Here is a 7,014-nt window from a genome sequence, read left to right as displayed (position 1 = left end):
TGGACGAACTTCCGGCTGCGACCACTTAGCTTGAGTTTTAACCTGCTTGACCTGCGTGCTTCTCCCTGGCATCCGGCGCCGTGCCCGTTTTGATGTTCTTTCCGACGGGGTGCTGTGGGGCGCGCCGCGCGTTGGGCTTCCCCGCCGGGCGCCCGGGGCCAGGCCGGGAAGGTTTCGGCGCACCGGCCGGCAGGCCCACCATCGGGCGGATGTTCCGAAACCCCCGGCGGACGCGGGCCGGACTGAGTCGTCCGTGTCGGGCTTGTCGCTCCCAGGGGCGGCGTAGGTCATCGGTAAGACCGCGGGCCAGCCGCAGCTGGGTGTGGGCGGCAATGACCAGCCACGTCCACCGGTCCGCGGCCTCGGGTGAACGGACCTTCGGCGTGGTCCAGCCCACAGTCTGCGTGAACAGACGAAAGGTATGTTCCAGGTCGAAACGGCGCAGGAACGCCCGCCACCAGCGGTCCACATCGGCCGCGGTAGCACCGACAGCGGAGATCCACAGCCACAGTGGCGTGGGCTGGCGGTCGCCAGGCAGCCGGTCCACAGCGAGACGCAGCAGGGTGCCATCCAGGATCGGCAGCTCGCCGCAGTGTCCCTCCCAGGCCGCCCGACGGGTCAGCCGGGGATGCAACCGGTCCCAGCTGGTAGCGACCGCACGGCCGTAGCGGCTGGTATCCGTGCTGGTGGCCACGGCGGGCTCAGGCCAGCGGGCCGGGTCAGCGAGACCGAACTCCGGGCCGTGCCGCGGCGGCCGGCCGTCGGCCCCCGCAGGCCGTGGCGGCGCGGGGAAACGGAACACCCGGTCGGAACGTAACCGCCCGCACAGCACCACGGGCAGGTCGGCCACCAGCCAGGCCAACCGGGTGACGTCATAGCCGGCGTCGCACATGATGAGGATGTCCGGGGCACCGGGCGTGTGGTGGCCGGCGTCGGCGAGCCGGCCGACCAGCTCACGCAGCTGGCGGGCGGTGACCGCGGTGGTGTCGTCGTCGGGGCCCAGGCGGACGGCGTCGAGGATGGCTGTCCACGAGGTGCGGCCGGGTTCGAGGGCAGCGACGAAAGAGTACGGCCAGCCGGGGATGAGCTGGGCGTTGCCCGCCCCTCGGCCGTGGGTGTGGCAGAACAGCCGGTCCGGGCTGGTCGGCGCGTCCGGGCGCAGCCATGGGCTGACGTCCACCCCGAGCACCAGCCGGCCGTCTGTGGCGCGCGGCAGCCGCTGCCTGGCCAGCGATGCCTGAAACGCGATGATGTCCAGCGTGCCGTGGTGGAGAGCCTTGTACCGTCGAGAAACGGCCCGTAGTCAACCCGCTTGCGGGGAAGCCGGGATGGGTGAAAGTGCCGGTTCTCGGGGTGCCCGTCGCCGTGGCCGGAACTGTGGTCGCGAAACACCCGGTCGGCGCCATCCACCTAGCCTCCGACGTTGCTGTCGGGAGCTTCTGCACCGCAGCGTGGGTGGCGGAGAATTGGGAGCCGCTCATCGCGGGAGCGGGCTCCCTGTGGGGCGCGGGAGTTGTCGCGAGTGGCGCCGCGTGGGTGGCCAGGCGCGAATGCCGCACCGACGCAACCCAACGTCGCGACCGGATCTGGCCCGCACTGGCGCGGCTGATCGGCGCCGATCCAGAGCTGGACGACCCGAGGGACTTCTTGACCATCCCGGTTGCTCCGCGCGAGGACGACGCGGCCGTCACTGTGAGGTTGCCGGATGGCTTCACCGGTGAGGATCGCCAGGTCGCAGCCATCGGGCGGCTGATAAACCGTCGCGTACCTGGTCAGTGGGTGGGGACGGCCGACTGGGAGACGCACACACTGACGCTTCGACACCCGGCGGAGCCGCCCAAGCACGTAGAGTTCGCACGGTGCAGGGATGTCCTACTGGAAGGGGACATCCACCAGCTCCCGATAGGGGTGGCGAGCGGCGGCCGGGTGGTCCGCATTGACCTTGACGCGGATGCCCCTCACATCGCCCTGATCGCCCGGACACGTTCTGGCAAAAGCACGCTGCTCCGATTCATCATCGGCTACTCGTACTACCACGGCGCACGGGACATCACGGTGTGTGATTCGAAAGGCACGTCGCTCGGCCGCGCGTTCGATGGAGTTCCGGGCGTGAACGTCGTTCGACACAACATCGAGCAGATATCGCAAGCGATCATCGATGTTGGGCGGGAAATGTCAGCTCGGATTGAGATCAACTCAATGACGGGCGACGAGGAGTGGCCCGGTGACTACCGGGTCCTAGTCATCGAAGAGTGCACGGCCACCATGGACGAGATCCGCGACCACTGGAAGGAGACAAAGGAGAAAGGGCTCCTGCGGTCGCGCCAGCTGCCCGCGCTCCCAAGCGAATCCTGACGATGGGCGGTTCGGCGCGTATCCGCTGTGTCTTCGTCGGTCAGCGGCCAGATGTCGCCAGCTTCGGCGGCGCGGCGATGCGCGACAGCATCGGCGCCTGGGTGTGCATGCGCATCAAAGGCAACGCTGTAAGGATGATCACGCAAGAGACCGGCAAGGTGTCGGACGTTCCGAGCAGACCGAAGGGCCGCGCGCTGGTCTTCATGGACGGCGAAAAGGTCGACGTCCAGTTGCCGTGGTCGACCCCGGAGGAGATTAACGAGCTGTGCCTTTCTCCTCAAGAGCCGAGCCCGCGTAGGGACCCGGACCACCCTGCCGCCGGGGGCGCGCAGCCCGCCCCGGGGGGTGTTCCAGGGGTGTGCCTGGCGCTGTGCCTACAGGCACAGGTGGCTCTGACCGGCCAGGCTGTGCGGCAGGCACAGGCACAGGCACAGGCTGGGAGGGTCTCGTGACGCTGCCGGAGTGGTGCCGAAGCGAAGGCGTGAACGTGTCGTATAACACCGCTAAGGAGACGCGTCGGCGCGCGGATAGGGATCGTAAAAATTTCCCGGAAATGTTCATCGTAGACGGGCAAGGGAAGTACCGACCGGAAGAACTCGAACGCTATTTCCGCGCGCGGGCTGAGAAGCTAGATAGGGTCTGACGTCGATACTGCGGACCACTTGGCTGTGCCGCCCGGCCGCGCGCGGGTGGTCCGCTTTCCATGGGCCTTTACGACCCTGCTCTATGTACCCGTTTTGATCTGCCTGTCTGCTCGTTGTGCCCAAACATCTTGCCTAAGAGACAAGAAGCATGTTTTGATGATCATATAAGGAAAACACCCCACAAAGGAGCCCGAAATGAACACGGACCCCGCACTAATTTCGATCGGCGTGTTCCGAAATCCCAGAAACTGATGTGAAATTCGGGCTGGTCGGCCGACTACTAACACCTGTCGGCGAAGTCCGTGTCGGAACAACCTTGATTACCGCAGAACTACCGAAAGGAAACCTCCGATGACCACTAACACCGAAGGAACCGGCAAGGCTCCGCGCACCTGTGAATGCGGTTGCGGCGCGACCGTCGTCCGCCGGTTCGCGGTCGGCCACGACGCGAAGCTCAAGAGCCAGTTGATCAAAACCATACTCGCTGGAGAGGCACCCAACACCAACCGCGAGGCAAAGGTTGCAGGCCGCGACGCCGCGAAGCGGCTGGCCGCCCTGGGCTGGGCCGCGCACTTGGAGAGGTCGCGCGTAGTGCGTCAGGCGAAGGCGTCCCGGGCGCGTAAGGCGCCAACCCCTGCCGAGTCCACGACGAAGGACAACCCCATGTCAATTCCAACAGTTAACGACAACCCAACGGCGTAAAGTGACTACGTGTCGTCGGATCGGTATGTCCGGATCCACTCGCGGACTTCCGCCTCGTCCCATAGCCGCACCCGTGCGTGGTGGACCGCCGGCTCTGGGAAGGACTCGCGCCGCGAAAGCTGGTCGGCGCGCGTCCGCGACACCCCCATCATCTCCGCGAGCTCGTGGATCCCGACCAGGGTCATGTCTCTAACGCTAGGTCTGTCTTTGGAGATACTGTCTCTAAAGACAGACTTAATGGACCTGGGTGACGACACCCAACCCTGGAAGGGCGACTGCGATGTCAGGAGAGCGACCGGAACGTCGCGAAGTTGAAGCGATCGCGGGCAAGACCGCTGTCGGTGAGCTGATCAGTTCGCTGGCGCTGCTGCCAACGAACGCGATCTATGAAGACGTGATCCAGAATCCCAACAGCACGACCGACGTGCTCGTGTTCGAGGTTGATGCGCGGTGAGCCCGGAGGTGTCCGGCGAACCCGCCGGTGAGCTTGCGTCAAAGTGCCTGTGCGGCTGTGGCTCGAACGTTAGGGCCGAGTATCTGCCGGGCCACGACTCCCGCCACAAGTCCGCGTTGATCCGGTCGGTTCTGGCTGCCGAGGCGCCGGGCACGGACGACGCAACCAAAGACGCCGGGGTGGAGGCGTACGCCGTGATCTTGCGGCGCGGCTGGGTCGCTCACCTAGACAAGTCACGCCAGGTCGCCCAACGAAACCGTGATTGAGGAGACTGTGTCCGACACACAACGCATGAAGGCCGGGGTTTACGCGCGGGTCTCGACAGAAGAGCAGGTCGACGGGACGTCCCTTGAGGACCAGGAGCGGCGCGGGCGGGCGGTCGCCGACATTCGCGGCTGGCAGGTCGTAGACGCCTACGTCGAAGAAGGATACACGGGGACTGTCGAATCTCGTCCCGAGTGGGACCGGTTGATGGCCGATTGCCGCGCAGGAAAAGTTAACGTGGTCATTGTCCTGAACTGGAAGCGGTTCGCGCGAACCGCCCGGGTCGGCCTGGCGCTCGCCGCGAAGCTGGAGGAAATGGACGTCGCGCTTGTCGTGATCGAAAACGACGTCGACACGTCCACCGCGAGCGGCCGGTTCGTCCGCCACATGTTCATCGGGCTGGCCGAGCTGGACCGTGACAACGTTGTCGAGCAAATGGCGCGCGGCCAGCACGCGAAGGCGCGCCGGGGCGGCTGGCCAGGCGGTGACGCACCGTACGGTTACCGCCGGGAAGGCGGGGGCCGCGACTGCGTGATCGCGGTTAATCCCGACGAACGGGCCATGCTCCGCGCGGCGATCGGTTGGATCGTCGATGAGGGCCTGACCACCGGCGAGTGCTGCCGCCGGTTGAACGCGCATGGCTTGCTACCGCGCAAAGGTGGGGAGTGGGGGCACCAGAACCTGAGGCGGGTTCTGTCCTCGCGGACATTGATCGGCGAGTGCTGGTGGGCGAAGCCGAGGAAGCGAAGCGGTGGACACGTTGCCACCGGCAAATTCGGCGAGCCCGTGATGATCAAGTTAGAGCCGCTGATCAGCGAACAGCGGTTCGAGGCATTGCAACGGGCGCTCGCGGCGAAGGCATACGGCGACAGACGACCGAACCGCCCCTACCCGCTGTCGGTTCGGATGTACTCACCGTGCGGGTCATATTACCACGGCGTGTGGCGCCACGACCGCGACCTGCGGCAATACCGGTGTCACCGGCGTAAATGGCGCGTGAACGACCAAACCCGCTGCGACTGCCTCTATTTGAGCTCGGACGCCGTCGAGGCGCGGGTGTGGTCGACCGTGGTAGACCTGCTCAGCCATCCTGAGAAGCTGCTAGCTCTGGCGAGCGACTATCTCGGGTTGCGTGCATCACAGGTCACGGTCGAGCGGGACCAGCTTGCCGCCGTACAGCGTCGGATCGCAGAGCTGGAACGCGCGCTTGTTCGAGCGACAAAGGCGGCTCTCCTTGCGGACACGCCGGACGAGCGAAGGGCGTTGGATGCCGCTCGGGTTGAGCTGCAAGACGACCTCGCGGCAACGCGAACGCGCGAGGCAGCCTTGGAGCAGTGGCAGGCGGATAGCCGCGCCGAGTCGGACCGGATGCGGCAGATGTGGGAGCTTGCGGAGCGTGCAGCCACGCGGCTTGGCGAGATGGCCTTGGAGCAGCAGCGCGAGGTGCTTCGGCTACTAAACGTGAAGGTAGTCGTTCTCGACAACACGATCACGCCTCGGCTTCGCATCACCGGAAGCGTGCCGCATCAGAAGCTGTTGGGCAGCTTATCGGGCGGTGACCCAGAGTGCGAGACACTGAGGTCCAGGATCTGCTCGCTCAGGGCCACAGCCGCTCGTCGGTCAGCCGCATCCTGCACCTCGACATTCAGACCGTGCGCCGGTTCGCCGACGCGACCAGCATCGACGAGCTGATCGCGAAGTCCACCGAACGCCACAGCAAGATCGACCCGTACAAGGAGCATCTCCACCGCCGGTGGAACGAAGGCGCCACCGACGCCGCCCGCCTCACCGACGAGATCGTCGAGCTGGGCTACCGCGGATCGGTCCAGCTGGTCCGTCGCTACCTGCGCCGCTTCCGCGACGGCCGTACCGTCCCGCCCGCCGGGCCGGTCCCGCCCACGGTGCGTGAGACGGTGCGCTGGCTCATGACCCGACCGGACCGGCTCGACGCCGACGACCAGCTCGCGTTGAAGAGCGTCCTCGCTCGCAGCACCGAACTCGACACGCTCGCCGCACACGTCGCGGACTTCGCCCGCATGGTCACCAAGCTCGAGGGCCAGCGCCTCGACACATGGATCGACGGAGTGGACGGCGACACGCTGCCCGCACTCGCGTCGTTCGCCCGTCACCTGCGCAACGACCACGACGCCGTCGTCGCCGGGCTCACGCTGCCGCACAGTTCCGGGCCCGTGGAGGGCACCGTGAACCGGATCAAGATGCTGAAACGACAAATGTACGGACGCGCGAACTTCGACCTGCTCCGAAAGCGCGTCTTGATCAGGAAACTCGGGGACCAGGCCGTCACGTGATCGTCGCCAGAACCGTTTTAGGCGGCTCGTTCGTATTCGTTGATCAGGCCGCCGAGGACGGGTCGGCGTTTGATCCGTTCCTGGGTTAAGAGCGTGTTTGACAACTCTTTACGATCTTCACTGTGATCATTTATATGAGCGAATAGCTACGAGATGTCCTTTTCCCTTGGGCACCGCCACCCGGTAGATCAAGAAAATCTCTACTTCCTATATCCGTCTAGATGGGTACATAAGTTATTGATCAAAATGAGAAAGCGATCTTGAATGGGGTTTTGAAACACGCTCT

8 protein-coding genes and 2 pseudogenes are annotated in these 7,014 nt (G+C 65.4%); 7 read left to right on the top strand and 3 right to left on the bottom strand.

What is annotated here, in order from left to right:
* Positions 1-37: 37 nt before the first annotated feature.
* A pseudogene (locus tag MJ797_RS23965) lies at positions 38-1,282 on the bottom strand (NF041680 family putative transposase); the annotation flags it as partial.
* Between the two features lie 71 nt (positions 1,283-1,353).
* On the opposite strand from MJ797_RS23965, the gene MJ797_RS23960 reads away from it, so the two are divergent.
* The 3 genes from MJ797_RS23960 (at position 1,354) to MJ797_RS23950 (ending at position 3,701) form a co-directional block, all read left to right on the top strand.
* Complete coding sequence (locus MJ797_RS23960; protein WP_239341502.1) at positions 1,354-2,355, top strand: hypothetical protein; 1,002 nt, start codon at positions 1,354-1,356, stop codon at positions 2,353-2,355.
* A 2-nt stretch (positions 2,356-2,357) separates the two neighbouring features.
* Positions 2,358-2,807, top strand: a complete 450-nt coding sequence (locus MJ797_RS23955; protein WP_239341500.1) for a hypothetical protein — start codon at positions 2,358-2,360, stop codon at positions 2,805-2,807.
* A 543-nt stretch (positions 2,808-3,350) separates the two neighbouring features.
* On the top strand, positions 3,351-3,701 hold the full coding sequence (locus MJ797_RS23950; RefSeq protein WP_239341498.1) for a hypothetical protein: 351 nt from the start codon (positions 3,351-3,353) through the stop codon (positions 3,699-3,701).
* 5 nt (positions 3,702-3,706) lie between these two features.
* Here the strand turns inward: MJ797_RS23950 and MJ797_RS23945 are convergent, their stop codons facing one another.
* Positions 3,707-3,886, bottom strand: coding sequence for an AlpA family transcriptional regulator (locus MJ797_RS23945; RefSeq protein WP_239341496.1), 180 nt, complete (start codon positions 3,884-3,886; stop codon positions 3,707-3,709).
* Between the two features lie 62 nt (positions 3,887-3,948).
* On the opposite strand from MJ797_RS23945, the gene MJ797_RS23940 reads away from it, so the two are divergent.
* The 4 genes from MJ797_RS23940 to MJ797_RS23925 are packed head-to-tail and all read left to right on the top strand — an operon-like array spanning position 3,949 to position 6,728.
* Entirely contained in the window at positions 3,949-4,155 is a 207-nt protein-coding gene (locus MJ797_RS23940; RefSeq protein ID WP_239341493.1) for a hypothetical protein, read from the top strand.
* Positions 4,152-4,421, top strand: coding sequence for a hypothetical protein (locus MJ797_RS23935; protein ID WP_239341491.1), 270 nt, complete (start codon positions 4,152-4,154; stop codon positions 4,419-4,421). Before MJ797_RS23940 ends, MJ797_RS23935 begins: the two co-directional genes overlap by 4 nt.
* Before the next feature lie 7 nt (positions 4,422-4,428).
* A complete protein-coding gene (locus MJ797_RS23930) occupies positions 4,429-6,111 on the top strand; it encodes a recombinase family protein (RefSeq protein WP_239341488.1) in 1,683 nt (560 codons plus the stop codon).
* On the top strand, positions 6,072-6,728 hold the full coding sequence (locus MJ797_RS23925; RefSeq protein ID WP_239341486.1) for a transposase: 657 nt from the start codon (positions 6,072-6,074) through the stop codon (positions 6,726-6,728). Before MJ797_RS23930 ends, MJ797_RS23925 begins: the two co-directional genes overlap by 40 nt.
* 17 nt (positions 6,729-6,745) lie before the next feature.
* On the opposite strand, the pseudogene MJ797_RS27640 reads toward MJ797_RS23925, so the two are convergent.
* Positions 6,746-6,817 (bottom strand): annotated as a pseudogene (locus MJ797_RS27640) (transposase); the annotation flags it as partial.
* Positions 6,818-7,014: the final 197 nt, after the last annotated feature.

The organism is Protofrankia sp. CiP3 (assembly GCF_917627345.1).
Taxonomy (GTDB): domain Bacteria; phylum Actinomycetota; class Actinomycetes; order Frankiales; family Frankiaceae; genus Protofrankia.
The sequence above is the reverse complement of the archived record's forward strand: the minus strand, read 5'-3'. Positions and strand labels throughout refer to the sequence as shown.